This is a genomic window from Thermoactinomyces sp. CICC 10521 (assembly GCF_016055135.1).
GTDB lineage: Bacteria > Bacillota > Bacilli > Thermoactinomycetales > Thermoactinomycetaceae > Thermoactinomyces_A > Thermoactinomyces_A daqus.
The window spans coordinates 1-26,272 of sequence record NZ_JAECVZ010000011.1; the positions used below are offsets into that span (position 1 = coordinate 1).

Consider the following 26,272-nt stretch of genomic DNA (forward strand, 5'->3'; position numbering starts at 1 on the left):
GTCACATCAGGTTTACTTTATCTGTATATATCCTAGAAATATACAAAACCCCATTCCTTTTCCGAAGAAAAGGGGGGGGTTTGTCATCAATCTCAGCCTGGCATAGCGCCAGGCATTTTTTTATTTCTGGTATTCGCGTGGAACAAGGGGTCTCATTCTCACCTGATTGATGATCACCCCTTTTGGAGCGGAAACGATCGTCCAAACCGTTTCAGCCACTTGTTCGGCTTCAAGCGCATAATCTTTGTGGCGGCCGAACTCCGTTTTGATGGATCCGGGACATACTGTGGATACCTTTACCTGGTGCGGCTTTAGTTCCAAGGTGAGTGCATCGGACAGGGCCATCAACCCGAATTTGGAAGCGCAATATCCAGCCCCGCCCGCAAAGCTCTCCGTTCCGGCAATACTGGAAATATTAACGATATGGCCTTCAGTTTCCTTTAAATGGGGGATGGCATATTTACAAGCCAGAAAGGCTCCCTTCAGATTGACGGCCATCATTTGATCCCAATCGTCTTCCGATAGATCTTCCACTTTGCCGAAGCGGCCGATGCCGGCGTTGTTGACCAAAATGTCCAGGCGTCCAAAGCGTTCTCGGGTAAAATCGATCAATGCTTTGACCTCTGTCGCCCGGGTCACGTCACATGGAAAGGAGACGATTTTCTGCGACTCTTCTTGTTGAAGTTGCTCCAGTTTTTCCTTGCTGCGCGCAGCGGCGACAACCAGAGCTCCGCCTCGGGCCAGACGTGTGGCAATCGCCCTGCCCAACCCTTTGCTCGCTCCGGTTACAATTGCGACTTTTCCACTTAAACTGCTCAAATGGATACCCTCCTTTTATCTGTGAAAGTGCTTTGCAGGTTGAGCGTGATGCCCCCTGCTTTCTCGCGTTCCTGCTGGTGCGCTTTCGATTTTTCATACAGGTTGTGCGGGAAAGACGGAAGCTTTCCGCACAGGAAGAAGCAGAGGAACGGGGTTCCCCTGCTTTTACACTTATATTATAGATCAATTTCGATCAGAGACTGAATTTCTTTTAATTCCTGAAGAGATGCAATCAGCGATTGGGGCAGTGGTTTATCAATTCGCAAGACCATGATTGCCTGGCCGCCGATCGCCTGACGTCCCACCTGCATGGTGGCAATGTTGATATCATGGCTGCCGAGGAGTGTGCCGACACGGCCGATTGCCCCGGGCTGATCACGATGCTGGACAAAGACCAGGTGACCCTGTGGTGTCACATCAACCGGATAGTCGTCGATCTTGGTGATTCGCGACCCGAAGCCGTTCAGCAGGGTACCCGCAACGCTGCGAATATCCGTTGCCGTCACTACTTCCACTTTGATCAATTGGGTAAAGCCGTGGGTGTTTGCCGTTTTTTGCTCGACGACTTGAATGCCGCGCTGTTTGGCCAGGTGAGGTGCATTGACGTAGTTTACATCGGTTAAGTGGTGTGACAGAACCCCTTTTAAAATGGTACGGGTAAGGGGGGCCACTTCCAATTCGGCCACTTCTCCGGAATATGTAACCGTAATTTTCGTCAATGCCCCGCTGGCCACTTGGGAAATAAATTTGCCGAGTTTTTCGGCCAATTCCTGGTACGGCGCCAGCTTTTGTTGCAGTTCGGCCGGGATGGAAGGAAGATTCACCGCATTTTTAAACGGTTCGCCGCGCAGGATATGCAAAACTTCCTCGCACACGTCTACCGCCACGTTTTCTTGTGCTTCCAGAGTGGATGCTCCCAGGTGGGGAGTCGCAATCACTTGCGGAAGGGAAAAGAGAGGGTGCTCACCCGGTGGTTCGTTTTCAAATACATCCAGCGCCGCTCCGGCCACTTTCCCCGATTGAATGGCGTCGTAAAGCGCTTCTTCGTCGATGATTCCTCCGCGTGCACAGTTAAGGATGCGAACGCCGTCCTTCATCAGAGAGAAGGTTTCTTTATTGATCAAATGCCGGGTTTCCTTGGTCAGAGGGGTGTGCACCGTAATGAAATCCCCCGCTGCAATCGCTTCTTCAAATGTAGCTTTTTTTACCCCGATTTTGGCGGCGCGCTCGTCTGACAGATAAGGATCGAAGGCGACGACATTCATGCGGAACGCTTTGGCCCGTTTGGCCAGTTCTGTGCCGATCCGGCCCAGTCCGATGATGCTTAACGTTTTTTGGTTCAGTTCCACGCCGACAAAATTTTTCCGGTTCCATTCTCCGCTGATCACAGAGCGATAAGCCTGCGGGATATTGCGCGCCAAGGCAATCAGCATGGCAAAGGTGTGTTCGGCTGTGGAGATGGTGTTGCCGTCGGGGGCATTGACGACGATAATCCCCTTTTTGGTGGCAGCCGGAACGTCGATATTATCGACACCGACCCCTGCACGGGCGATCACTTTCAACCTGCTTGCTTTTTCGATCAGCTCTGCTGTCACTTTGGTTTGGCTTCGCACCAATAAGGCATCAGCGGTTTCGATGGCAGAAAACAGTTCTTCACCGGTCAGACCCGGTTTTCTTTTCACTTCCACATCTTCTGCTTCCAGCAGTTGATAAATTCCCTGTTCGCTGAGCGGATCCGTTATCAAAACTTTATACATGAAGCATCACCTCTTGTGCCGCTTTTACACCGCTGCCGAGCTCAACCGGGACGCCTGTTTTGATGAGGGCGATCTCCAGAGCTGACAGCACGGTCAAGATATCCAGTTCATCACAATATCCCATGTGGCCGATGCGAAAGATTTTTCCCTTAAGATGCTGTTGTCCGCCGGCGACGCCGACCCCGAGTGCCCGCAATTCTTTTCGGAGCGTTTCTGCTTCCCACTTCTCACGGCCGCCGTAAACGGATGTGACGGTGGGAGAAGCGTCGGCATCGGAGGTCATCAGTTCAAGACCGAGGGCTTTGATTCCCGCCCGGGTCATGGTTTTCAATCGCTCGTGGCGGGCAAAGACCCGGGGCAATCCCTCTTCTTCCAGCATGGCAAGAGCCTCTGCCAAACCGTAGAGAAGGGAAAGCGCCGGCGTATAGGGAGTAGTTTCTTTTTCCAAATTCTTACGGTAGGCGAGCAGATCCAAATAAAAGCGCGGGGTCGGATTTTGTTCAATCTGTTTCCATGCGCGTTGGCTGACTGCCGCAAAGGCGAGGCCGGGCGGGAGCATCAGTGCTTTTTGCGAACCGGTGACCATGATATCGATGCCCCATTCGTCCATCTTGCAGGGAACGGCGCCGAGGCAGCTGACACCGTCGGCAATCACCAGCGCATCAGAGTGTTCACGAACGGATTGGGCCAACTCCCGGACCGGATTTAAGACGCCGGTAGATGTTTCGCAATAGGTGAAAAAGACAGCTTTGGCCGCAGGATGTTGCCGGAGGAACGAGGCCAACAGATCCGGATCGCAGGCTTTCCCCCAAGGCAGATCCAAGCGGTGCAAGGTAATTCCATACTTTTGCACGATTTTGGCAAACCGGTCTCCGAAAGCGCCGGTCACCACGACAACCGCTTCTTCTCCCGGTGAGACGGTATTCACGACGGCGGCTTCCAAAGCGCCGGTTCCGCTGCTGCTGAGGAGAAGAGGATCAGTCTTGGTGCCGAAAACCAGTTTTAATTTGGCAGAGCATTCCAAATAGAGTGAAGAAGCTTCACCGCTTCGATGACCGATCATCGGTTTTTGCATCGCCTGCATCACACGCGCCGGAACCGGTGTCGGGCCGGGAATGCGCAAATGGAATTTGTCGGAAAAGGACATGATTCTTACCACCTTCAATGAGATCAAAATAAAAAGAACCTCACGCCCATACCAATCCCAATGGATCGGAGGGACGAGAGGTTCGTGGTGCCACCCTCATTTGTTGCCGGTTCACACCGACAACCTTGGCAAGTCCAGGATCAGGACTCATGGATAACGGGTCTGCCGTGCCAGCCTACTTCAAATTCAACCAGCCGCTCCGGAGTGCTCCACATCCGAAAACTTGCCGATTCGCAGCAACCATCGGCTCTCTGGGAAGTTTTCCGTGATGTTTGGCTCCATCATCGTTTTTCTACTCTGAAATTTGATAATTAATTTAGCACGGTAATGTATTTGTGTCAACCTGAAATTTTGAAAAAGAAGGGCAAGATTCGCTTCCTTGCAGAGGGGCCACCGGTTGAAAATTTTGTGTTAAGATATAGGTTGCCTTCAATTGAAAAAACGGAACGGAACACCTGAGGGAAAGGAGGGATTTGTTGCAATGATGAATGCGACAGTGAAAGAGATGATTTTAAGCGGGCTTAACGAAGAGCAATGCCGGGCGGTTACGGCGCCGGAAGGGCCGGTTGCCGTTTTTGCCGGGCCCGGGAGCGGAAAAACCACGGTATTGACGCGCAGGATTTTGTATTTGCTGGAACAGGGGAATTCAGCAAACCAATTGATGGTGGTCACATTTACCCGTGCAGCCGCGCAGGAGATGAAAGCGAGATTGGAGCAGATTGCGCCCGGACAGAGTAAAGAGATGTACATCGGGACTTTTCACTCGCTTTTTTTCCGTATGTTGCGGGAGAGCGGGGAGTTTCCGCCGCCATTGCTTGGCGCGAAGGAACAAGCGGGATGGATTCGGGAGATTTTGGGGCAGAAGGAGCAGCCTGCGGATGAAGAGACCATTGGTACATATCTCAATCAGATCGGCCTTTGCAAAGGGAACGCGATATTGCCGGGGCAATTAAAGGTGCAAAAGCAGAAAAATGTTTTATTTCGCGATGTTTTTTCCGCTTATGAAGAGAGGAAGAAAGCAGAGGGGGTATGGGATTACGACGATATTCTGCTCGCCGTTTACAGCCGGTTGAAGCGCCCCGGTTTCAGGGACTACTGGCAAAATCGCTTTCGCCATCTTCTGGTGGATGAATTTCAAGACATCAATCGTGTGCAATACGACGTTCTCATCCAGCTGGCTGCCGGGCACCGCTGCCTTTTTGCCGTCGGGGATGATGACCAGGCCATTTACGGATTTCGGGGAAGCGATCCCCGGTTTATGTTGAAGATCAGTGAGGATTTTCCGGAAGCGAGGCGAATTATCCTTACGGTCAATTATCGTTCAACAGAGGAGATTATTGGGCTCAGCGAGCGACTGATCAGGAAAAACCGTTTGCGGCAACCCAAAACGCGAATCGGGACGGGAAAAACGGGAACCCGCATCAACTGGTGGGAGCCGGAGGATGAAAACGATGAAGCCCGGCGCATTCTTCTCTGTTTGCGCGATGGAAAGGAATCGGCCATCCTGTTCCGCACCCTGACACAGGCAAGAGCGATTATCGATGAGTTGGTTCGCCGGAATATCCCTTTTTTTGTGAATGATGGTTCATACTCTTTTTACCGCCGCTTTCAGGTGCAGGATATGTTTGCCTATTTGAAATTGGCTTCCGACCCGAATGATCTCGATGCATTGGCGCGAATCATCAACAAACCGAAGCGATACCTGTTCGGCGAAGAATGGCTGGATGCTCTGTGGAATTTGGCGCGCAAGCGGAATTTGTCGTTGCTGGAGGCGTTGCCGCATCTGCCGGGTTTGGAGCCGTACCAGATCCGTTATTTCAAGGAGATGCGTGAACATGTGTTTTCGCTGAAAAACATGTCCGCTGCGGCAGCGATTCGCGCCATCCGCGAAACGATCGGATATGATCGATACTTAAAAGCTTTTGCGCAGGAGACCGGTTCGGATCTCACCAGTTTGATGGAGCCGGCAGATGAGCTCTTGCTCGCCGCCGAGCCGTTTTCCGACGGACAAGCATTGATGGAGCATGCAAAAAAAGTGGAAGCCCGCCTGAAAATACCGGATGAGCAGGCCAAAGTGAAGCTGATGACGTTTCACCGTTCCAAGGGGTTGGAATTTGACCGGGTCTTTCTGATCGGTTTGCACGCCATGGTTCTTCCTCATTACCGGAGTCTCCAGGTTCCGGAACAGCGGAAAAACGCAGCCTGGGAGGAGGAACGCCGCCTTTTTTACGTCGGCATCACCAGGGCCCGGAAAGAATTGTATCTGTCCGCCAGCAAGACGAGGCAGGGAAAACGGAGTGGAATCTCCCCTTTTCTAAAGGAAATGGGCTTTGCCGGCGGGGAGGAATCAGATCGCGATCCGGTGCTGCAACCCAAACGGCTGCCGGAAGCGGCGGCATGGCGGCAAAGGAGCAGGGAGCAGCCGCAACTTCGCTTCAGCCATGAAGAGGTCGCACAGGGAATGAGGGTGAATCATATCAAATTCGGTGAAGGAGTCGTCACCGAGGTGGCGAGATTGGAAGGAGTTGCTCCCGGACGAAAAATCATGGTCCGGTTTGCGGATGGATTGCAGAGTCTTCATTATGAATTGTCAAGACAGCTGGGACTCATTGAACTGCATGCAAAAAAACCCTGACTTCCGTGGAGGCGAAGCCAGGGTTTTCTTGTTTTTTTATTTGTTTTGCTGATAGCGGTTTTGGCACTCGGCATACAGTTTGGCCGCAAAATCGGCATCTCTCCAACCAACGATGTTGGTTTCTTTTTTTTCCAGGTCTTTGTACACTTTAAAGAAATGCTCGATTTCGCTCAGAATGTGGGGCGGCACGTCATCGAGGCTGTTCACTCCGTTAAAGCGTGGATCATCCTCCGGAACGGCCAGCAATTTCTCGTCCGGACCTTTGTCATCGGACATGAGCAATACCCCGATGACACGGCTGGAGATCACGCAGCCCGGGAAAGTGGGGAACGTGGTGAGTACCAGAATGTCCAACGGATCTCCGTCTTCGGCAAGGGTGTTTTCCAGATAACCGTATTCGGTCGGATAATGCATCGGGGAATAAAGAACGCGATCGAGGCGGAATACCCCTTTTTCCTTGTCAAATTCATATTTGTTTTGGCTTCCTGTGGGAATTTCGATGAATGCATCAACTACGAGGTTGTTTGCCATTCCACATCCTCCTAACTATGTATCCTTTAAGGGATAAAAATTACCTAACCCCCATTGTAGTCGGTTTTAGGCGAAGACGCAAATAAAATGACTCCGGAAAGTGCCGGGGGGACGGATTGTGTTAAAATGAAGGAAAAAAAGGTGAGAATGAGCAATGGCTAACCAAAATCCATCCCATATTTCTGCGGAAGAATTTGCCCGAAAGTACAAAAGCGGAGCCCTTCATCCCAATGAAGTGATTGATGTCCGCGAGCCGGAAGAATGGAGGATGGCCCGGTTGGAGAACTGCAAGTTTATCCCAATGGGATCCATTTCCGAGCGCATTCATGAACTGGATCCGGAGCAAAAAATATACGTGATGTGCGCACATGGGATTCGCAGCCTGCATGTCGTCCGTTTTTTGTCAGATCATGGCTTTGCCGATGTCGTCAATGTGGATGGCGGATTGGCGGAAGTGAGTTTGTATTTGGAAGAAGGGGATCTGCGTCAAGGATAGTGCGGTTTCTTTTGTGACAAAGGAGGGCGGGCTCGGGGAGGGAGGAAGCTCGCTTTCTTTTGCGACAAAAGCGAAAAAGCCACTCAGGGAACTGAGCAGCTTTTAGGCCATGGTTACTCTTCCGTGCTTTTTACTCTTCAACTTTAATGGAGTCAGTCGGGCAACCTTCTTGCGCATCGCGGACATCGTCCCACAGGTCTTCAGGGACATCGGCCGTTCCTGTGTTATCATCAAGAATTACATATGCGATTCCATCTTCATCATAATCATAGACATCCGGAGCAGTTGCACCGCAAGCTCCACATGCAATGCAAGTATCTTTGTCTACCCAAGTGCGCATAAGAATAATTCTCCTCCCATGAATATTCCGAATGAGCTAAGTCCACTTCCAACATCCCCATTTTAGAATGATTTGGTTAGAATTGCAAGGAGCAAACCATCCACAGAACCGAAAGTCAAGAGAATGGATGCATACCCTGAGGACATGAACGCATGATCATTTTTTCCTTCGTTTTCTTCCAGGCAAATCAGGATCATTGCGGCGATCACGGGAGCAGAGTGCTGCTTGACTTTCCCGGAAAGTTGATGCCTCTTGCGGGAGTGGCCAAGCATCAGTAAAATATTGACATGGAATGCGGGGAGATTTTCATTCAAGCAAATGAATTGAATGAAAACGGATCTTGTGCGTGGCCCCGGCATCATGATATGCTGTTTGCCATGCTTGGACTATGCAAGTACCCGCTTCTTTGTGTATGATATTCATAAAGAAAAATAGGAGACTTGACCTCGTAACAGAGCGTTTATTTTTCACATATCTTAGTATTGGGAGGTCTCCAGCGAGGGAGGGTAGGCCATGCGTGTCGAGCGTCTTGGGGGAGATAAAATTCGCTTCTTCTTGACCTTGGATGATCTCGCTGACCGTGGGATTGAGAGGGAAGATATGTGGCGTGATATCCCCAAAGTTCACGAGTTGTTCAATGACATGATGGAACATGCCTATCAGGAATTGGGCTTTGAAGTGGCCGGTCCGGTCGCGGTGGAAGTATTTGCCTTACCCGCACAGGGAATGGTAGTGGTAGTCACCCGTGGGCGTACATCGAAAGCGGAGGATGATTTTGAACATGATGAAGAACTGTATGAACTCGAAGTAACCATGGAAGAGACAGAAGATATCATCTTCCGTTTTGCCGACTTCGAAGACGTCATTCAGGCTGCGATGCGCATGAGTTCTCTCGTGAAGCAGGGCGGACGTCTGTACGCATATCAGAACAGATACTATTTGGTGTTTGGCCGTGATTTGGAAATCGATGATCTCCAAACCCTGGTGGCGATCCTTTCCGAATTTGGCGAGCCTTCTACCGTAACAGAACCCCTGCTGATCGAGTATGGTAAAACCGTGTGCGATCAAGATGCGATTAACCAAATCATTCGATATTTTGGATGAGATAAAAAACGCACCCAAAACAGGGTGCGTTTTCCTATTCATTCATCATGCTTGCAGGTGAATAAAAAAATTTATTTTTGTATAACTAATTGATAATATTCTTCGGAGCGCAACCGGGTCCAGTCACCTTCCAGGACGCCGGGAAAGGCGCGCTCGACGGAAAGATGTTGTGTTTTATGGGCTTTGAGCGCCTGGGCGATTTTGTCGCGATAAGCAGTAACGTCAATTTTCCTGGATACATATGCATCCGGAACTGTATGAACCGCTCTTGCATGCAACTTAGCAATTGATTCCGGAATGACAATATAGTAAAGTTTGGTAGGGAATGATATTTGCTCAACAGCGGCGAGTGTGGCTTTTTGAATCACTTTGTGATCTTGATGGCCGGAGATGCCGGACGGTGGAAAGGTAATCACGAGTTCCGGTCGAATCTGTTCGAGTACCGATCGTATATCCTCAACCAACCGTGAAAAGGGCTGATCTTTCAGCCGACCGTCTCCGAAATCACGCAGGATCAGGTTGTCGATTCCTAAGATTTGCGCCGCTTCTTGCAGTTCCTGAGTTCGCACGTGACCCAGTTCTTCTTTGCTGCAAACAGGAGGATTTCCCGTTTTTCCGGCGTCGCCGTGGGTTGCGCAGTACAGTGTTTGCTTTGCCCCCAGGGAGTGGAAACGAGCAATCGTTCCTCCGCAGGTAAAGGTTTCATCATCGGGGTGAGCAAAACAATAAAGAATGTTTTTTTCTGACATTTCCATACTTCCTCCTTGGGAAACGATCGAGCGGTTTGGGAACCCGGACTTATTTTCTCATATTTCTCGCTGTGGAGAAAGTAGCAGGTATCATTCGTGACTAGTCCGGCGAAATTTCGGTGTGGACTTAAGCAAAATCGGGAGGGGAGTGGTGTCCGTCTGACCGACCACGGGGAACGTGGGAAGGGAAGTGGAATACACGATCCGACCAGCAAACTTTTACAGAAAAGAGTTTAGATATTTTGAGGATTATTGTATACTGATAAATGTTTAACAGGCTTAGTAGTAATTTTTCTGAGGTGGTCAGGATGGAACAACAGTCAGTTGCAACAGGTCATCAACCGGATGAACAGGAAAATCTGGATGTCCTTGTTTCAACTCAAACGGTGATTAAAGAGGCGTTGGAAAAATTAGGATATCCTGAATCGGTTTACGAACTTTTGAAAGAGCCATTGCGTGTGTTAACGGTACGAATTCCCGTCCGGATGGATGATGGAACGGTTACCGTATTTACAGGTTATCGCGCTCAACACAATGACGCTGTTGGCCCGACCAAGGGAGGAGTGCGTTTCCACCCGGATGTAACAGAATCCGAAGTGAAAGCGTTATCAATCTGGATGAGTTTAAAAGCGGGGATTGTCGATCTGCCTTATGGCGGCGGAAAAGGAGGCATTATCTGTGACCCGCGCAAAATGTCCTTTCGCGAACTGGAGCGCCTTTCACGCGGGTATGTCCGTGCAATCAGCCAGCTCGTAGGGCCGACCAAAGATATCCCGGCACCCGATGTCTTTACCAATTCGCAAATCATGGCGTGGATGATGGACGAATACAGCCGTATCCGCGAGTTTGATTCTCCGGGGTTTATTACGGGCAAACCGCTTGTGCTGGGCGGATCCCGCGGGCGTGAAACGGCGACTGCCAAGGGCGTGACGCTCATGATCCGCGAAGCTGCGAAAAAACGTGGTTTAAACATCAAAGGAGCCCGCGTCGTGATTCAGGGTTTTGGCAATGCCGGAAGTTTCCTGGCCAAATTTATGCATGATGCGGGGGCGAAGGTGATCGGCATTTCCGATGCATACGGTGCCCTTCACGATCCCGACGGACTTGATATCGATTATTTATTGGATCGTCGCGATTCATTCGGTACGGTAACCAAATTGTTTAAGGATACGATTTCAAACCAAGAGCTGTTGGAACTTGACTGTGATATTCTGGTGCCTGCTGCTGTGGAAAACCAGATTACAGCCAAAAACGCCCATCGTATCAAAGCGGACATTGTCGTGGAAGCCGCCAACGGTCCGACGACTCTCGAAGCCACCAAAATTTTGCACGAACGGGGCATTTTGCTTGTTCCGGATGTATTGGCAAGTGCCGGCGGTGTGACTGTATCTTACTTTGAGTGGGTACAAAACAACCAGGGTTATTATTGGTCTGAAGAAGAAGTTGAACAAAAATTGGAAGACATTATGGTAAGGGCTTTCGAAAACGTCTACAATACAGCCAACAACCGGAAAGTGGATATGCGTCTGGCCGCGTATATGGTCGGCGTGCGAAAAATGGCAGAAGCATCTCGCTTTCGTGGCTGGGTATAGTATAATAAGAAGCAGTGTGAGAAGGACACCCTGTTTTTTCCGGGTGTTCTTCTTTTGTATCGCAGGAGGTGGCTGGATTGACAGATGTGATTATTGTAGGAGCAGGGCCATGTGGCATTTCTGCTGCGATTGAGCTAAAAAAAGAGGGTTTCGAGCCACTGATTATTGAAAAAGGTTGTTTGGTGAATTCCATTTATCATTATCCTTTATCCATGACTTTTTTCAGTTCGGCTGATAAATTGGAGATCGGTGGCATTCCTTTTATTACGATCAATGAAAAACCGACCCGGCAGGAAGCGCTCGCCTATTTTCGCACCGTTTGCCGGGTGCATGAGCTGAACGTCCATACTTATGAAAAAGTGGTGCAAATGGACCGGACGGACTCCGGTTTCCGGGTGGTTACGGCAAAAAGGGATGAAAAGCGGGTTTATGAAGTGCCGGCGGTTGTGTTGGCAACAGGATATTATGACAATCCCCATCTTATGAATATACCCGGGGAAGAATCAGACCATGTCCATCATTATTTCCATGATGCCCATCCCTATGCCGATCAGAACGTTGTCGTCATCGGCGGGCGCAACTCGGCCATCGATGTGGCGCTTGATCTTCATCATGTCGGGGCAAACGTGACCATGGTTTACCGAAGAGAACAATTCAGCCCAAGTGTCAAAGCATGGGTAAAACCCGTGATTGAAGCAGCGATTGAAAAAGGAAGGGTCAAGATGTACTGGGGTTCTGAAGTGAAAGAGATCAAACCGAACAGCGTGGTCATCGAGCAGAACGAAAAGCAAATTGAGATCCCCGCGGATACCGTGTTTGCCATGACCGGTTATCGCCCCAACCTTGAACCGGTTCGGCGCCTGGGCGGAAAAATTGATGAGGATACCGGTGTTCCTTATTTAACGGAAGCGATGGAGACCACGATTCCCGGTCTGTATCTGGCTGGCGTGGTGGCAACCGGCCATGACTCGACCAAAATCTTTATCGAAAACGGCCGCCACCATGGGCGAATGATTGCTAGGGACTTGCGCAGAAAGCGTTCCTGAATGGCCGGGACAATCCGGGGATGTGTCTTTAAGCACCTTGCAAGAAAAGCCGGAAAACGCTGATGACCGACCACCAACATATTTTCACGGAATCAAGGCTCGGGAGAAACTGCATCTGCCGCGGGTAGGTGCAGTTTCTCTTTTTGTAGGGATAAATCATATTTTGAAGTAAGTTTCCAATTCGGTGCGATCATTGGTTACTTCAAGTGCCAGCATCAGTTTTATGCGGGCTTTCGGGCCGTTCAGCCCGTTGGCGAAGATCAGGCCCATCTGCTTTAATTGCCGGCCGCCGCCAATGTAATCATACGTATCCTGTACATAGCCATGATAGCAGCGGGAGACGAGGACGATCGGAATCTGTTTCTCCAAGGCCTGCTCTATTCCCGGAAGCATGGCGGGCGGCAGGTTTCCTTGGCCAAGCGCTTCAATGACGATCCCCTGATAGCCGCTGTCCACGGCCCAACGGATCATGGTGTCATCCATTCCGGCTGCGGCCTTGATCAATGCCACTTTCGCTTTTGGGGAGCAGAGGGGCAAGATTTTTTCGCGCGTCAGTTCGCGATGAAAGAGGATGTTCCTTTTTGTAATCAATCCTGCCGGCCCCAGCCCGGGAGATTGAAATGTGGCGACATTGCTAGTATGAGTTTTGGTCACCGTCTTGGCCGAATGGATCTCATCATTGAAGACGACAAGGGTGCCAAAGCCTTTCGCCTCTTCCTCTGCGGCGACGCGGACTGAATTTACCAGGTTATAGGGACCGTCGGCCCCCAGTTCATTTTGGCTGCGCATGGCTCCCGTAATGACGACAGGCTTATCGTTTGAGATGACCAGGTTCAAAAAGTATGCCGTCTCTTCAAGGGTATCGGTGCCGTGAGTGACGACCACTCCGTCAGCATCGTGTTGGAGCAGCGATTGAACCCGTTTGGCGAGGACATACATTTCGTGCGGGGTGATATGCGGACTGGGCAGGTTGAACAGGTGTTCCATTTCCACATCGGCAAATTGGTTAAGGAAGGGAAGCGTTTTTTGCAGCGCTTTCGGATCCTGCGGTTTGACACCTTCGGATTCGTCACTTTGCGACATTGCAATCGTTCCTCCCGTTGTGAGAACGATGATTTTCTTCATCTGTTGCGCCAACCTTTCTTGCTTCATAGTAAACCCGCCTCTATCGTATGGGACAGGGCATTCGCTGTCAATAATACGAAAAGAGGGAAAGGGGGAAAAGCGGATGAATGACAATGAAAAATACGTTGTCAATATTCATTGTAACCAGTGTGGAGAGCATTTTATCTTAAAAGGACGGATGCGCAAAGGAAAACTTGAGACGGGATTTAAGCGTTGCCTGTGCGACAATACCGGGGATTTTGAAATCCATAAAGAACCTTATCTCCCTTGAGGAAAGTCAGTCTCGGCTGCCGGGGTCAACCGACCCGGGCTTTTCTTTTTGCATAATCTGTGTTTTCCCCGCTCAAACTAGCAAAAGAATACGAAAGACGGAGGAAATGACAGTGAGAAATTGGATAAAGAGAGGAGTTATGACGGCCCTTTTCCTGGTGGTTGTTTTCGTCAGCGGAAGCGGGGGCGATTTTGTGAAAGCGGCAAATGCGGGAAATAGCAGCGGCGGCTTTTCCAAAAATGAAATTGACTTGCTGTCGCGCGCGGTTTACGGTGAGGCGCGCGGAGAGCCTTATATCGGTCAAGTCGCAATCGCAGCTGTTATTTTAAATCGGATGGAAAGTGAAAAATTTCCCCATACGGTAGCGGGGGTTGTATACCAACCGGGGGCATTTACCGCTGTAAGCGACGGGCAAGTTTGGCTGGAGCCGAATGAAACGGCACGAAAAGCGGTGATGGACGCGATCAATGGATGGGATCCGACCGGTGGTTGCATTTACTATTTTAATCCGGCCACGGCCACATCGAAATGGATTTGGTCCAGACCGCAGAAACTGAAGATTGGAAAACACATTTTTTGTGAATAAGGAGGCGTGTTGCCATGTACCGCAGGGTGGCGGCCATTCTTTTCCCTATTACATTAATTGCCTTCGTAGCCGTAGCGGCATGGGGGTATCAGGAACATCAGGATAAAAACTCCATCCTCATCAAAGCGGAAAATACGTATCAAAGAGCGTTTCATGACCTGAACAACCATATGGACAAGTTGCAGGGGGAGTTGGGCAAATCATTGGCGCTCAACACCCAAAAACAGGTTTCCAATTCGATGACCAACGTCTGGCGTCTGGCATATGACGCACAGAGCGATATCGGTCAATTGCCGCTTACTCTGATGCCGTTTGATCAGGCGGAAAAGTTCTTGTCCCGCGTCGGCCGGTTTGCGTACAGTGTCGGGATTCGTGATCTGAACAAACACCCCTTAAACAACAAAGAGTGGAAAACATTGCATACCTTGTATAATCAGTCCAAACAGGTGCGGGACGATTTGGCAACGGTTCAAGAAAAGGTTCTTGACAAAAACCTGCGCTGGATGGATGTCGAATTGGCGGTTGCCACAGAAGACAAAAAAATGGATAACACCATTATCGACGGTTTTAAATTGGTAAACCAGAAAGTGAAAGAATTTCCGGAGGTCGACTGGGGACCGAGCGTCAGCAACATGGAGGCGCATGAGCGGCAACGGGCCAAAAATATTTCCGGTGCCAAAATTACCCCGCAACAGGCGAAACAGATCGTGGCCAGAGCCTTTGGAAAACACTCAACCAAAGGGATTTCCGTTACCCTGAACAAGAACGGGGATTATGAGAGTTACAGCGTTTTCTACAGAGGTGCAAAAAATACAGATGTTCATACCGAACTGACAGCCAAAGGCGGCCACATGGTCTGGATGATCTACGACCGCCCGGTAAAACGGCAGAATCTAAGCATGGAGCAGGCACTTCGCCATGCCCAAAACTTCCTGAACCGCATCGGTTATGTTCATATGGTTCCGATTTCTCATGATGAAACGGGGAATATTGTGTCCTTCAATTTTGTTCACCGGGAAAACGGGGTTTACATTTATCCGGAAACCCTGGTGGTAAAAGTGGCGTTGGACAATGGGGAAATCATGGGATTGCAAGCTGAACAATATGTTTTCAACAAGATCAAACGTCCTGAAATAAAGCCGAAACTGACCAAAGCGGAGGCGAAGAAAAAATTAAACTCCCATTTGAAAGTGAGAAAAAGCAATCTCGCTCTTATTTACAATGACAAGGGACAAGAGGTTTTGTGCTACGAATTTTTGGGGCAAATTGATCAAATTCAATACCGCATCTTCATCAATGCGTTGGACGGAAGCGAAGAGATGGTCGATCGCATTGAAAAGGCCGACGCGGATCAAATTTAAACTTTTAAGTGGGCCGATATAATAAAATCGGCTCATTTAATTGTTTTCATTGCAACTGTGACAAAATTATGTTATTCTTTAAACAGGTTTTCCTTGCTCTTGAGATACAGGGCTAGTTCTAATTTCCTATATCTCCGTGTAAAAAAGGAATACATAGCGCGAGATTGGCTGAAAAACAGGGTCGAGTTTTTCGATAGGGATTGTACTTGAGATCGATGGAATCGAATAAAGTAAACCCAATCGAGCAGGCACGGCCTGCTCTCGCCATTTTTTATCCCGTTTTAGGAAGGACTTACGGGCTTTATGAAACGTTTTTTGGTAGCAATCGACGGACCGGCTGGCGCCGGAAAAAGCACAGTGGCTCGTCAGGTAGCCAAACGTTTGGGGCTCGTCTACATCGATACTGGAGCGATGTACCGGGCACTGGCATGGAAAGCGCTTCGGGATAATATCCCGTTGCAGGATGAAGAATCCGTCACCCGGTTGGCGGAATCGCTCACGTTTACCCTTCATCCAAAAGGAATTTCCATAAATGGGCAGTATCTTTCCCATGAAATCCGGACACCGGAAATTTCGGCTGCGGCCTCCACCATTGCCCGCATGTTAGGGGTACGAAGGGTGCTGGTGAATAAACAGAGGGAGATTGCCGAAAAACAAAATGTAGTGATGGACGGACGTGACATCGGCACAAACGTGTTGCCGCACGCCGACTTGAAAATTTTCCTTACGGCTTCCATCGAAGAGCGGGCAAAGAGACGCTATAACGAGATGAAAGCCAAAGGATTGCCTGCAGATCTTGAGCAGTTGAAAAAAGAGATACGCGAGCGCGATGACCAAGACCGTACACGGGAGCATGCCCCCTTGAAACAGGCGGATGATGCGCTGCTCCTCGATACGACCCATCGCAGTATTGCGGAAATTGTTGAAAACATTCTGCAACTTTGTCGTAACAAATTGAGCAACAGGGAGTAAGATAATGTTATATGCTTCATTGCGTATAGCGGTTCGCAGCTTCTTTTCCTTTTTCTATCGTTGGAAAGTGGAAGGAGTTCATCATATTCCCAAAGAAGGGCCTGTGGTTATTTGTGCCAACCACATAAGCAATCTTGATCCACCGCTGTTGGGAGCTGCCATGGATCGGAGAATCCATTTCATGGCCAAACAGGAATTGTTTCGCATTCCCCTCTTCTCTATGTTGATCCGAGTGCTGGGCGCATTTCCGGTCAAGCGGGGCAGCGGGGACCTGCAAGCTCTTAAACAGGCGCTTCGTCTCTTGCAGGAAGAGAAGGTGCTGGGGATTTTTCCTGAAGGAACCAGATCAAGGGACGGAAAGCTTGGTAGAGCGCATACCGGTGCGGCCCTGATTGCCCTCAGAGCAGGAGCACCTGTCGTTCCGGCAGCGATTATCGGGCCTTATCGCTTATTTCGACCCGTGAGGATCATATTTGGACAGCCAATTGAAGTGACTTCCCCGGCCCGGGAGAAAATCGGGATGAAAGAAGCTGCTGCACTTACTGATCGCATCATGAATGAGATTAAACAAATGATTGATCAACATCGGTAATTAGATCATCAGAAAAAGGAACAATCATGAACCTTTTTCACTCTGATCTTATATCATAAAGGATTTTAGATTGTTTGGAGATTGAGGAGGGGCTCGTTTATGACCGAAGAAATGAAATCTGAATTAACGGAAGTTACCACTTTGCAAGTGGGCGATGTATTGAAAGGGAAAGTCGTCCAAGTGGAAAACAATCAGGCTCTGGTTGATGTGGGATACAAGTTTGAAGCTGTATTGCCCATTTCCGAACTGTCCAGCTTGCATGTTGATCAGGTGTCTGACGTTTTAAGCGTCGGTGACGAAGTGGAAGTGAAAGTGCTGCGCATCCGCGAAGACGAAGACAAACTGATCGTCTCCAAAAAAGCGGTCGACGCTGAGGCTGCCTGGAGCGAACTGCAACGCAAATATGAAACAGGCGAAACACTGACAGCAACCGTGGCGGACATCGTCAAAGGCGGTCTGGTCGTCGATGTGGGTGTGCGCGGATTTATCCCGGCTTCCCATGTTGAACGCCATTTCGTCGAAGATTTTACGGATTACAAAGGCAGGGAACTCACTCTGAAAGTGATTGAAATCGATCCGGAGAAAAATAAGCTGATCCTCTCCCACAAAGCGGTTTTGGAAGATGAGTTGAACCGTAAAAAAGAGGAAACGCTTGCCTCGCTGGAAGAAGGGCAAGTGCTGGAGGGAACGGTTCAGCGCTTGACCGATTTTGGTGCATTTGTGGATATTGGCGGCGTTGACGGACTGGTTCACGTTTCCGAACTGGCTTGGCATCGAGTGGAACATCCGGCGGATGTGCTCAAAGAAGGCGACCGGGTAAAAGTGAAAGTACTGAAAGTAAACCGCGAGCAGGAACGGATCAGCCTGAGCATCAAAGAAACGCAGGAAGGTCCGTGGGAGCAGGTGCAAAAACATATTCAAATCGGCGATGTCGTAACCGGGAAAGTGAAACGCCTCGCATCTTTCGGCGCATTTGTTGAGGTATATCCGGGTGTGGAAGGTCTGGTTCACGTATCGCAAATCTCCCGGCGCCATGTGGCCACTCCGGCTGAAGTGCTGGAAGAAGGTCAAGAAGTGCAAGTGAAAGTGCTCGACATGCAGCCCGAACAAAAACGGATCAGCCTGAGCATGAAGGAAGTTGAACCGGAAGAGTTACGCGAAGAGGCTGAGCAATTCGAGAATCTTCAATCCTCCGGTCTCAATGTAACCTTGGGCGATGTTTATCCCGAGCTTCGCAAATTGAAATAATCGGAAATTCTTTGCAACGGACAGAGGATAAGGCGGAGAAGAGCCTTTTCTCTGTCCTTTTTTGCAGTGAAGTTGGTTGCTGTTCGGGTGTGGCGCCAGGACTTTCGCAATTTTCAGTAGACTGCACGACTTCACATCCATCGCTCCAGATCGGGAGAACGGAACATGAAAGTTTCTGTCCCAATATTTTACTCCTCCACCATTTGCAAAAACGGCTGAAGGCAAGGGGAAACTATAAAAAATCATTCGGACAGAAAGGGGGAAGAAAGTGGAAGCCGGGATATTGGCACTTTTATGCCTGGCCGTCTTGTCGATTCTCGTTTGTACAGGTTGGTTGCCGGGTTTGGAACAGGAATTATCCCTCGGCAAGCGCGATCTTTTCATTTTTTTGGCGCTTTCTTTCTGGTTTGCCATCCGACTTCCCCTGAGCATGGATCCGGACCTTTTTATTCATCCGGGAATCTTTTCTTTATTTCTTCTCTTTTTTATATTGTTAAAACAAATTTCCCCGAATCGTCTGCTGAGCTTGGTCAGTTTCTCCATCTGCACGAGCTCGATTCTGTTTATTTGGCATGAAATGTTCAGAATGAGCGGGGATTGGTCTGATTCTCTCTTTCGCACTGTCACATCAACGGTGATTCCATTGGGGGCCTTGGCCGTTTCCAATGTTCTGGGAGAGAAAATGTTTTATCTGGCGTTCACCTTCCTTTCCTTGCATTTGATTGTGCTCTATTTTCACAGGGAAGCGTTAAGTCCCGTTGTCATCGGGGAAGAGGCTTTTTTGGACGCGTTTTGGTTGGCTTTGACGATCTTTGTTCTGCTGCTCGAGCCAATTCCTTCCCTTGTGCGGTGGATCAGGGAAGGAGGTTTTCCGGGGATCAGAAAGCGTTGACGGTTGCCTCAGCGAACATTTATGGATAAGATTAGGTATGACTTTACTCTATTACTTGAAATATTGGTTAAAAAGCGAGGATTATGTATGAGTCTACCAGTTGTAGCGATTGTCGGAAGACCCAATGTGGGGAAATCAACCATCTTCAATCGATTGGCAGGTGAACGGATCGCGATTGTAGAGGATCAGCCGGGGATCACCAGAGATCGCATTTATTCGCGGAGCGAATGGAACGGCCGGGAGTTTCACCTGATTGATACCGGTGGATTGGAATTCGGCGAACAGGATGAAATGATGGATCACATTCGCAACCAGGCGGAATTGGCAATTGAAGAAGCCGATGTGATTGTGTTTGTCGTCGACGGCCGGCAGGGGATTACAGGGACGGATGAAGAAGTCGCCCGCATGTTGCATCGCACCAACAAACCGGTAATCGTGATGGCCAACAAGATCGATGACATCAAATACGCCGACAATGTATATGAATTTTACCAATTGGGCTTTGAGCATGTGATTGCCGTATCGTCCATTCACGGGACGGGGACCGGGGATCTGTTGGATGAAGTCGTCCGGCATTTTCCGGAACCAAGTGAAGAAGAGTATGATGAGGATACCATCCGTGTCTGTCTGATCGGGCGGCCCAATGCCGGGAAATCTTCTTTGGTCAACGCCCTGCTCGGGGAAGAACGGGTGATCGTCAGCCCGGTTGCCGGCACCACGCGCGATGCGGTGGACACACCGTTTGAATTTGAGGGCCAATCCTATGTTTTGATTGACACGGCGGGCATCCGCAAACGCGGAAAGGTGTATGAATCGGTCGAAAAATACAGTGTCTTAAGAGCGATGAAAGCGATTGAGCGCTCAGATGTTTGCCTGATTGTCATCGACGGGGAGCGGGGGATTGCCGAACAGGATAAACGGATCGCCGGCTATGCGCATGAAGCGGGAAAAGCGTCGGTTTTTGTGATAAACAAATGGGACGCGGTGGAAAAGGACGAAAAAACAATGGATCGCTTTAAGCGCAAGATTCGCGATGAATTTCAGTTTATGCACTATGCCCCGATTCTCTTTGTTTCCGCCAAGACCAAAAAACGGGTACATCAGATTTTGCCGATGGTTTCCGAAGTGGCGGAACAGCATGCGATGCGTGTGCCGACATCGGTTTTGAATCAGGTTATTCAGGATGCGATGGTCACCACGCCGCCCCCTTCGGAAAAAGGGCGCCGTTTTCGTGTGCAATATGTGACGCAAGTGGCGGTAAAACCCCCGGCGTTTGTGTTGTTCGTCAATGATCCGGAGCTGTCGCATTTCAGTTATTTGCGTTTTTTGGAAAACCAATTGCGCCAGGCATTTCCGTTTCAGGGAACACCGCTTCGAATCATCATGAGAAAGAAAAACAAATCGTAAGCAGAAAGCAAAATGAAATGGGGAGAGGTTTTTCGTGTTTTCATTGTCATGGTTGATTCCCGTTCTTATCTCTTACTTACTCGGTTCAATCAGCTTTAGCTTTATTCTGACGAAATTGTTGAAGGGAGTCGATATTCGCGAGTACGGCAGCGGAAACGCCGGGGCGACCAACACGCTCAGGGTTTTGGGGAAAGGGCCCGCAGCAGCGGTGTTTCTGCTCGATGCCTTAAAAGGAATGGCTGCGGTTGGGACGGGCTATTTGGCTGACCACCAGAATCAGATCTTGATGATGGTATGCGGGATCGCCGCGATTATCGGACACAACTGGCCCGTGTTCTTGCGGTTTCGCGGCGGGAAAGGGATTGCCACTACGGTGGGGGTCACCGTATTGCTCGTTTTCTATGCTGCTTTGATCGCAGGTGTTCTCGCCATTTTGTTCATTGTCATTACCCGTTATGTATCTTTGGGATCGCTCATTTTTACCGTGATGATCCCGCTTGTGATGCTTGTGCTTCACTTTCCTTATTCATTGACGCTGCTCACGTTGCTGATTACCGCCATGGCCGTCTGGCGGCACCGGCAAAATATTGTCAACTTGATCAAAGGGCAGGAACGGAAGATTTAAAATGAGGGAGAAACAAATGAAACGGAAAATCGCGGTACTTGGAGCTGGCAGTTGGGGAACCGTTTTGGCAAAAGTGTTGGCGGATAACGGCCATCAGGTGGAGCTGTGGGCCCGGCGGGAAGAGCTGGCGGCGGAGATCACCCTGAAGCATACCAATGAAAAATATCTGCCCGGAATCAAGCTGCCTGCTGAGCTTACGGCTACTTCTTCGCTCGCAGAAGCGCTTTCCGGCAAAGAAGTGGTCGTTTTTGTTGTTCCTTCCCATTCCATGAGGGAGATTGCCCGCGAGGTTGGCGGATTGATCGCTCCCGGCGCCTTGGTTGTTCATGCCGTCAAAGGATTTGAGATCGATACTTGGAAACGGATGTCGGAGGTTTTGCTGGAAGAGCTGGGGGAATCATTTGCGGAGCGGATCACGGTTTTGTCCGGGCCCAGTCATGCGGAGGAAGTGATCAAAAAGTGCCCGACGACCGTTGTGGTCGCCTCTCCCGGCCAAGAAACGGCGGAGCAAGTGCAGATGATGTTTATGAACCGGTATTTTCGCGTCTACACCAATCCCGATGTGATCGGGGTTGAGGTTGGCGGGGCGCTCAAAAATATTATTGCTCTGGCTTCGGGTCTGGTGGATGGTTTGGGTTTTGGGGATAATGCCAAAGCAGCGCTGATGACCCGGGGATTGGCGGAAATCGCCCGCCTGGGGTCCGCGATGGGAGCGAAGCCGATCACGTTTGTCGGATTGGCAGGCGTCGGCGATTTGGTTGTGACTTGTACAAGCAGGCACAGCCGTAACTGGCGGGCCGGCCATAAAATCAGCCAGGGAAAAAAATTGCCGGAAGTTTTGGCCGAGATGGGGATGGTCGTTGAGGGCATCAAAACCACCAAGGCTGCTCATGCTCTGGCCCGGCGCTATGATGTGGAGATGCCGATCGCGGCACAGTTATATGAGGTTCTGTTTGCCGGAAAGGAACCAGCATTGGCGGTGAAAGAGCTGATGGGGCGGGGACGGACAAAAGAGTTGGAAGAGATCGTGCAAGGTTGGTAGCGTTTGGGCTTTTTTGCCTGTTGCAAGCCGTTTGTCAGCTTCATACTCTATAATAGCTTCAATCATTATCCATAAACTTGAGCACTGAAAACAAGGACAGGGGAATCAGTTGTGGCTTAAGTAAAGGATAATGACCCAGCCTTTCCTCCGCCTGAAAGGGCGGGGGTTTCTTAACGGATTTTCGGGAGCAGCCAGGACGTCCCTGAGCAAACGTTCCGGCGGTTCCCATTTGCCAAAAATAAAGGTAATGCCCAAAACGAGGCATTACCTTTATTTTTTTGACCGAAACAAGTTGGACATCATTTTTTGGAAAAGGGGCGAACGAATGATATTCATGATCTGCCCGATACTCATGTTTTGCAATAAAGGGGCAAACGGGATTCCCGGCGCTTCCTGTGACCGCCGGTTCTCATCAAATGGCGGCTGGATGACGGGAATGTTTTCATCAGGGTCGGCCGGGAAAGGACTGCTTTGATTTGTCTGCCACCCAGGAGGGGGATCGGGATTTCTTCTAAACGGTGGTAACATTCCCCGCCGGCCGGTCGGTGCGCCCGGATTCCTGCCGAAGGGCGGCAACAGGGAGAAGCGGCCTCCTCCCCTTCTTCCGGGGGCCATCATCCGGGAAGTCATCGCTAAGATCTGATAAGCTGAATCCATCATATTCTCCATCTTTTGTAACGATGTATTCAACTCCTTGATGGTGGAGCGAAAGGTCATAAACCCGTTCAATATTTTGGCGATGTTGATGGACGAAAGCTGGGATAAAAGAGAGGGTGATGTTGTGGCAGAGGATTTTGTTTTGCCCGGAGTGCCCGGGGATTTCGCCGGTAATTTTGAGCCGGTTCCTTTCTTTATGCTGCTCGGTTTTTTCCGGGAAGCGGTTTTTGGTATTTTCGTGCTCACTTGGCTTCCTCCATTCAGGCATTAGTCCATTTATCCTATGCATGAATAACGCCCCCGAACTGAGTCAGGTGTCCCGGCTCTTGGGTAGGCGATTGTGGATTTGCTATACTGGTGGAGATGAGAAGGAGGGATGCCCGTTGGATCTGATGATCATTTTGTTTCTGCTCGTCCTGATCAATCTGTTGATTGCCATCGCCAGGACATCGTCAAAAAAATGGCTCAGGGTCAGTTTGAATTCCGTGTCCTTTGTATTGCTGTTTGTATCTCTCTTGTTTGTTCTTCGCATGTTTTTGTGATCCAAGAAGCAGGAGGAGATGGATGTGGACGTTTTGTTGCGCAGGCTAAAATGGATCAGTCTGCTGATGATGACTTTTTTGCTTTCCGGGTGTATGTATCCGCAAGAGCGCCAACAGCAGCTCGATAAACTGGGGGAGCAGATTGCCACTGTCCAGTCGGCAGTATTGGCGTATCAACGGGAGCATCGCTGGTTGCCTTATCGTTATACAGAGGATGAATACAAACTGACAACAAAATATAAAGTGAATTTTCAGGAGTTGCAGGGCGGGTATTTGGCGGCGATCCCCCCGTCGGCATTTGAAGAGGGAGGACCTTTTATCTATGTACTGATCGATGTGGAAAAGAAACCGACGGTTCGGCTGTTTGATCTGCGCGTCAATGATGAAGTGGAAAAAGTTCAGCCCTATGTGACCGGCTATCATTCCAAGTACAAAAAGTGGCCGCTGGGACAAAAGATTTCTCCTCACTTTTTTACGATTGATTATGAAAAGTTGGGCATCAGCCCGGTGATGGTTCCCAGTCCCTATTCCAGCACGACACTGCCGCTCATCATGGATGATCAGGGCAAAGTTTATGTCGATTACCGGACAGATGTGATGCAAAAATGGCAAATGTCGAAAAATAAACCGGATGCAAACCAGGATCTGCGCCTGTGGATCGCGGAGGATTCATTCTATGTTCCTGCTTTTTCACCAGTGATGAAGATGAGAAATAATGAACCGGTATTTGTTCGGCAATCCTCCTAGCATACAAGGAAAAGTACTTACATAAAATGAAGAGACGGGAACGGGCTTCATGATCCAGGTCACGTGGAGAAGAAGCCCGGTTTGCTCTCTCCCGAACTGGAAAAGGGGTGAAATCGATGCTGCAAAGTATTTGGTTTCATCTCGTGGTAATCCCCGGGATTTTTTTGCTGGGCAGATTGTCTGCCACTGTGAAAATCGCCGGGTTTCGTGCGAAAAAGGTGCCCTCCCGCATGAAAAACGTGACAACTAACGAAAAAGAGACTGTGTAGGGTGGTTTTCACCCTGTTTTTTTTCATAAAGACTCATATTGGGAAGGTGCATTCATATATTAGTAGTGTCCAAGGTAAGGTCCGGGAGGGAGGGGTAGCCTTCGCACCGGCGACAGATCCAGCTGAGGGAGATCTTGAAGGAGGGAATTTCGTGGAGAAAGTAGATATCTTGCGAGATATTGCAGAGCGAACAGGAGGAGACATCTATCTGGGTGTGGTCGGTGCGGTGCGCACCGGTAAATCAACATTTATCAAGCGCTTCATGGAACAGGTTGTGATACCCAATATCGAAAATGAAGCGGATCGGACCCGGGCTGTCGATGAACTTCCGCACAGTGGTGCCGGGAAGACGATTACCACCATCGAACCGAAATTCGTCCCCAACCAGGCAGTGAAAATCCATGTGGACGAAGGGCTGGAGGTAAATATCCGCCTCGTTGATTGTGTCGGTTACGCGATTGAGGGGGCAAAGGGATATGAAGATGAAAACGGCCCGCGCATGATCACCACACCCTGGTTTGAAGAACCGATCCCGTTTCAGGAAGCGGCTGAAGTGGGAACGAGAAAAGTGATTCAGGAGCATTCCACCGTCGGAATTGTGATCACCACTGATGGAAGCATTACCGACATCTCGCGGGCATCTTATGAGGAGATTGAAGAGCGGGTTGTCAATGAGCTGAAAGAAGTGGGTAAACCGTTTATTCTGCTGCTCAATACTACCCAGCCCTACAGTGATTCCGTACGGGAATTGCAAAGTGAGCTGATCGAGAAATACGATATCCCGGTTCTTCCGGTCAGCGTCGCCAGCATGACCGAAGAAGAAATCCTGGGCATTATGAAAGAAGTCCTGTATGAATTCCCGGTTCACGAGGTGAATGTGAATCTGCCGAGCTGGGTAATGGTGCTGAACGAAGATCACTGGCTGCGTCAGGAATTTGAAAATTCCGTCCGGGAAACGGTGAAAGACATCAAGCGATTGCGCGATGTTGACCGGGTTGTCGGGCAATTTTATCAATATGATTTTATTGAAAAAGCAGCTTTGGCCGGGATGGATATGGGGCAGGGAATTGCGGAGATCGACCTGTATGCGCCGGATGAACTGTATGATCAGGTGCTGACAGAAGTCGTCGGGGTCGAAATTCGGGGAAAAGATCACTTGCTCGAGTTGATGCAGGAGTTCAGCATTGCGAAGCGGGAATATGACAAAGTGTCCGAAGCGCTGAAAATGGTGCGTACGACCGGCTACGGTGTTGCTGCTCCGGCATTGGAGGAAATGTCGTTGGACGAACCGGAATTGATCAAACAGGGAAGCCGGTTTGGTGTGCGTTTGAAGGCGACGGCCCCTTCCATTCACATGATCAAAGTAAATGTGACCTCCGAATTTGCACCGATCATCGGTTCTGAAAAACAGAGCGAAGAACTCGTTAATTATCTGATGCGTGACTTTGAAGTGAATCCGCTGAAAATTTGGGAATCCGATATTTTTGGCCGTTCGTTGAATCAAATCGTGCGTGAGGGAATTCAGGCCAAATTGTCGATGATGCCGGAAAATGCGCGATATAAGCTGCAAGAAACATTGGAGAGAATCATCAATGAGGGGTCTGGAGGATTAATCGCGATTATATTGTAAAGATTTGCAAAAGCGCGTCCCCGGCGCTTTTTTTATTTGAAATGCGGAAAATCGCAAAGATTCACTTGAACTTCCCATAAGTCTATATTA

Annotated in this window: 26 protein-coding genes, 1 pseudogene and 1 other annotated feature; of the genes and pseudogenes, 19 read left to right on the forward strand and 8 right to left on the reverse strand. The window is 49.6% G+C overall.

Features of this window, described 5'->3' with window-relative positions; all coding sequences use genetic code 11:
* Positions 1-120: 120 nt before the first annotated feature.
* From I8U17_RS09350 to I8U17_RS09360, 3 genes are all read right to left on the reverse strand, one after another.
* Positions 121-819 (reverse strand): SDR family oxidoreductase, encoded by a 699-nt coding sequence (locus I8U17_RS09350; protein WP_033101455.1) that lies wholly within the window; start codon positions 817-819, stop codon positions 121-123.
* A 176-nt stretch (positions 820-995) separates the two neighbouring features.
* On the reverse strand, positions 996-2,576 hold the full coding sequence (serA, locus tag I8U17_RS09355) for a phosphoglycerate dehydrogenase (protein WP_033101454.1): 1,581 nt from the start codon (positions 2,574-2,576) through the stop codon (positions 996-998).
* The gene (locus I8U17_RS09360) at positions 2,569-3,723 is read right to left on the reverse strand and encodes a pyridoxal-phosphate-dependent aminotransferase family protein (protein ID WP_033101453.1); all 1,155 of its coding nucleotides are present in this window, start codon (positions 3,721-3,723) and stop codon (positions 2,569-2,571) included. Before I8U17_RS09360 ends, serA begins: the two co-directional genes overlap by 8 nt.
* A gap of 66 nt (positions 3,724-3,789) precedes the next feature.
* Positions 3,790-4,017 (reverse strand) — a binding site (T-box leader).
* Between the two features lie 187 nt (positions 4,018-4,204).
* Here I8U17_RS09360 and I8U17_RS09365 point away from each other — a divergent pair.
* The gene (locus I8U17_RS09365) at positions 4,205-6,358 is read left to right on the forward strand and encodes an ATP-dependent helicase (protein WP_198059320.1); all 2,154 of its coding nucleotides are present in this window, start codon (positions 4,205-4,207) and stop codon (positions 6,356-6,358) included.
* A 36-nt stretch (positions 6,359-6,394) separates the two neighbouring features.
* Here I8U17_RS09365 and I8U17_RS09370 read toward each other — a convergent pair whose 3' ends face one another.
* A complete protein-coding gene (locus I8U17_RS09370) occupies positions 6,395-6,889 on the reverse strand; it encodes an inorganic diphosphatase (RefSeq protein ID WP_033101451.1) in 495 nt (164 codons plus the stop codon).
* Positions 6,890-7,043: 154 nt separating this feature from the next.
* Here I8U17_RS09370 and I8U17_RS09375 point away from each other — a divergent pair, with 154 nt between their 5' ends.
* On the forward strand, positions 7,044-7,385 hold the full coding sequence (locus I8U17_RS09375) for a rhodanese-like domain-containing protein (protein ID WP_052154286.1): 342 nt from the start codon (positions 7,044-7,046) through the stop codon (positions 7,383-7,385).
* 130 nt (positions 7,386-7,515) lie between these two features.
* Here the strand turns inward: I8U17_RS09375 and I8U17_RS09380 are convergent, their stop codons facing one another.
* Positions 7,516-7,725 carry a ferredoxin gene (locus tag I8U17_RS09380; RefSeq protein ID WP_033101450.1) on the reverse strand — a complete coding sequence of 70 codons (210 nt, stop codon included), beginning with the start codon at positions 7,723-7,725 and terminating at the stop codon, positions 7,516-7,518.
* Between the two features lie 513 nt (positions 7,726-8,238).
* Here I8U17_RS09380 and I8U17_RS09385 point away from each other — a divergent pair.
* Positions 8,239-8,829: a genetic competence negative regulator gene (locus I8U17_RS09385; RefSeq protein ID WP_198054945.1), complete on the forward strand. Its 591-nt coding sequence runs from the start codon at positions 8,239-8,241 to the stop codon at positions 8,827-8,829.
* Between the two features lie 71 nt (positions 8,830-8,900).
* On the opposite strand, the gene I8U17_RS09390 is transcribed toward I8U17_RS09385, so the two are convergent.
* On the reverse strand, positions 8,901-9,578 hold the full coding sequence (locus I8U17_RS09390) for a PIG-L deacetylase family protein (RefSeq protein ID WP_198054944.1): 678 nt from the start codon (positions 9,576-9,578) through the stop codon (positions 8,901-8,903).
* Positions 9,579-9,886: 308 nt separating this feature from the next.
* Here I8U17_RS09390 and I8U17_RS09395 point away from each other — a divergent pair, with 308 nt between their 5' ends.
* Both I8U17_RS09395 and I8U17_RS09400 read left to right on the forward strand, forming a co-directional pair.
* Entirely contained in the window at positions 9,887-11,170 is a 1,284-nt protein-coding gene (locus tag I8U17_RS09395) for a Glu/Leu/Phe/Val family dehydrogenase (RefSeq protein ID WP_198059321.1), read from the forward strand.
* Between the two features lie 86 nt (positions 11,171-11,256).
* Entirely contained in the window at positions 11,257-12,216 is a 960-nt protein-coding gene (locus tag I8U17_RS09400; RefSeq protein ID WP_309485173.1) for a YpdA family putative bacillithiol disulfide reductase, read from the forward strand.
* Between the two features lie 156 nt (positions 12,217-12,372).
* On the opposite strand, the gene I8U17_RS09405 is transcribed toward I8U17_RS09400, so the two are convergent.
* Positions 12,373-13,368, reverse strand: a complete 996-nt coding sequence (locus tag I8U17_RS09405; protein WP_304650700.1) for an asparaginase — start codon at positions 13,366-13,368, stop codon at positions 12,373-12,375.
* Positions 13,369-13,444: 76 nt separating this feature from the next.
* Here I8U17_RS09405 and I8U17_RS09410 point away from each other — a divergent pair, with 76 nt between their 5' ends.
* The 10 genes and pseudogenes from I8U17_RS09410 (at position 13,445) to I8U17_RS09455 (ending at position 22,337) form a co-directional block, all read left to right on the forward strand.
* A complete protein-coding gene (locus I8U17_RS09410; RefSeq protein WP_181735418.1) occupies positions 13,445-13,612 on the forward strand; it encodes a hypothetical protein in 168 nt (55 codons plus the stop codon).
* Between the two features lie 181 nt (positions 13,613-13,793).
* Positions 13,794-14,198, forward strand: a pseudogene (locus tag I8U17_RS09415) (cell wall hydrolase); the annotation flags it as partial.
* Positions 14,199-14,212: 14 nt separating this feature from the next.
* Positions 14,213-15,559: a germination protein YpeB gene (gene ypeB, locus I8U17_RS09420; protein WP_198059322.1), complete on the forward strand. Its 1,347-nt coding sequence runs from the start codon at positions 14,213-14,215 to the stop codon at positions 15,557-15,559.
* Positions 15,560-15,862: 303 nt separating this feature from the next.
* Entirely contained in the window at positions 15,863-16,531 is a 669-nt protein-coding gene (gene cmk, locus I8U17_RS09425) for a (d)CMP kinase (protein ID WP_033101443.1), read from the forward strand.
* A 4-nt stretch (positions 16,532-16,535) separates the two neighbouring features.
* Positions 16,536-17,123 (forward strand): lysophospholipid acyltransferase family protein, encoded by a 588-nt coding sequence (locus I8U17_RS09430; protein WP_052154285.1) that lies wholly within the window; start codon positions 16,536-16,538, stop codon positions 17,121-17,123.
* 99 nt (positions 17,124-17,222) lie between these two features.
* A complete protein-coding gene (rpsA, locus tag I8U17_RS09435) occupies positions 17,223-18,371 on the forward strand; it encodes a 30S ribosomal protein S1 (protein ID WP_033101442.1) in 1,149 nt (382 codons plus the stop codon).
* 268 nt (positions 18,372-18,639) lie between these two features.
* Positions 18,640-19,263, forward strand: a complete 624-nt coding sequence (locus I8U17_RS09440; protein ID WP_198059323.1) for a hypothetical protein — start codon at positions 18,640-18,642, stop codon at positions 19,261-19,263.
* An 87-nt stretch (positions 19,264-19,350) separates the two neighbouring features.
* Positions 19,351-20,670 (forward strand): ribosome biogenesis GTPase Der, encoded by a 1,320-nt coding sequence (der, locus tag I8U17_RS09445; RefSeq protein ID WP_033101440.1) that lies wholly within the window; start codon positions 19,351-19,353, stop codon positions 20,668-20,670.
* 34 nt (positions 20,671-20,704) lie between these two features.
* Positions 20,705-21,295 (forward strand): glycerol-3-phosphate 1-O-acyltransferase PlsY, encoded by a 591-nt coding sequence (gene plsY / locus I8U17_RS09450; RefSeq protein WP_081943908.1) that lies wholly within the window; start codon positions 20,705-20,707, stop codon positions 21,293-21,295.
* Positions 21,296-21,311: 16 nt separating this feature from the next.
* A complete protein-coding gene (locus tag I8U17_RS09455) occupies positions 21,312-22,337 on the forward strand; it encodes an NAD(P)H-dependent glycerol-3-phosphate dehydrogenase (protein ID WP_033101488.1) in 1,026 nt (341 codons plus the stop codon).
* A gap of 511 nt (positions 22,338-22,848) precedes the next feature.
* On the opposite strand, the gene I8U17_RS09460 is transcribed toward I8U17_RS09455, so the two are convergent.
* Positions 22,849-23,262, reverse strand: coding sequence for a hypothetical protein (locus tag I8U17_RS09460; RefSeq protein WP_198059324.1), 414 nt, complete (start codon positions 23,260-23,262; stop codon positions 22,849-22,851).
* Between the two features lie 115 nt (positions 23,263-23,377).
* On the opposite strand from I8U17_RS09460, the gene I8U17_RS09465 reads away from it, so the two are divergent.
* From I8U17_RS09465 to spoIVA, 4 genes are all read left to right on the forward strand, one after another.
* Positions 23,378-23,536 carry a hypothetical protein gene (locus I8U17_RS09465; RefSeq protein WP_160173868.1) on the forward strand — a complete coding sequence of 53 codons (159 nt, stop codon included), beginning with the start codon at positions 23,378-23,380 and terminating at the stop codon, positions 23,534-23,536.
* 24 nt (positions 23,537-23,560) lie between these two features.
* Positions 23,561-24,283 (forward strand): hypothetical protein, encoded by a 723-nt coding sequence (locus tag I8U17_RS09470; protein WP_033101437.1) that lies wholly within the window; start codon positions 23,561-23,563, stop codon positions 24,281-24,283.
* Positions 24,284-24,399: 116 nt separating this feature from the next.
* A complete protein-coding gene (locus I8U17_RS09475; protein ID WP_160173867.1) occupies positions 24,400-24,552 on the forward strand; it encodes a hypothetical protein in 153 nt (50 codons plus the stop codon).
* Between the two features lie 151 nt (positions 24,553-24,703).
* On the forward strand, positions 24,704-26,182 hold the full coding sequence (gene spoIVA / locus I8U17_RS09480; protein ID WP_198059325.1) for a stage IV sporulation protein A: 1,479 nt from the start codon (positions 24,704-24,706) through the stop codon (positions 26,180-26,182).
* The last annotated feature ends 90 nt before the right edge of the window (positions 26,183-26,272 follow it).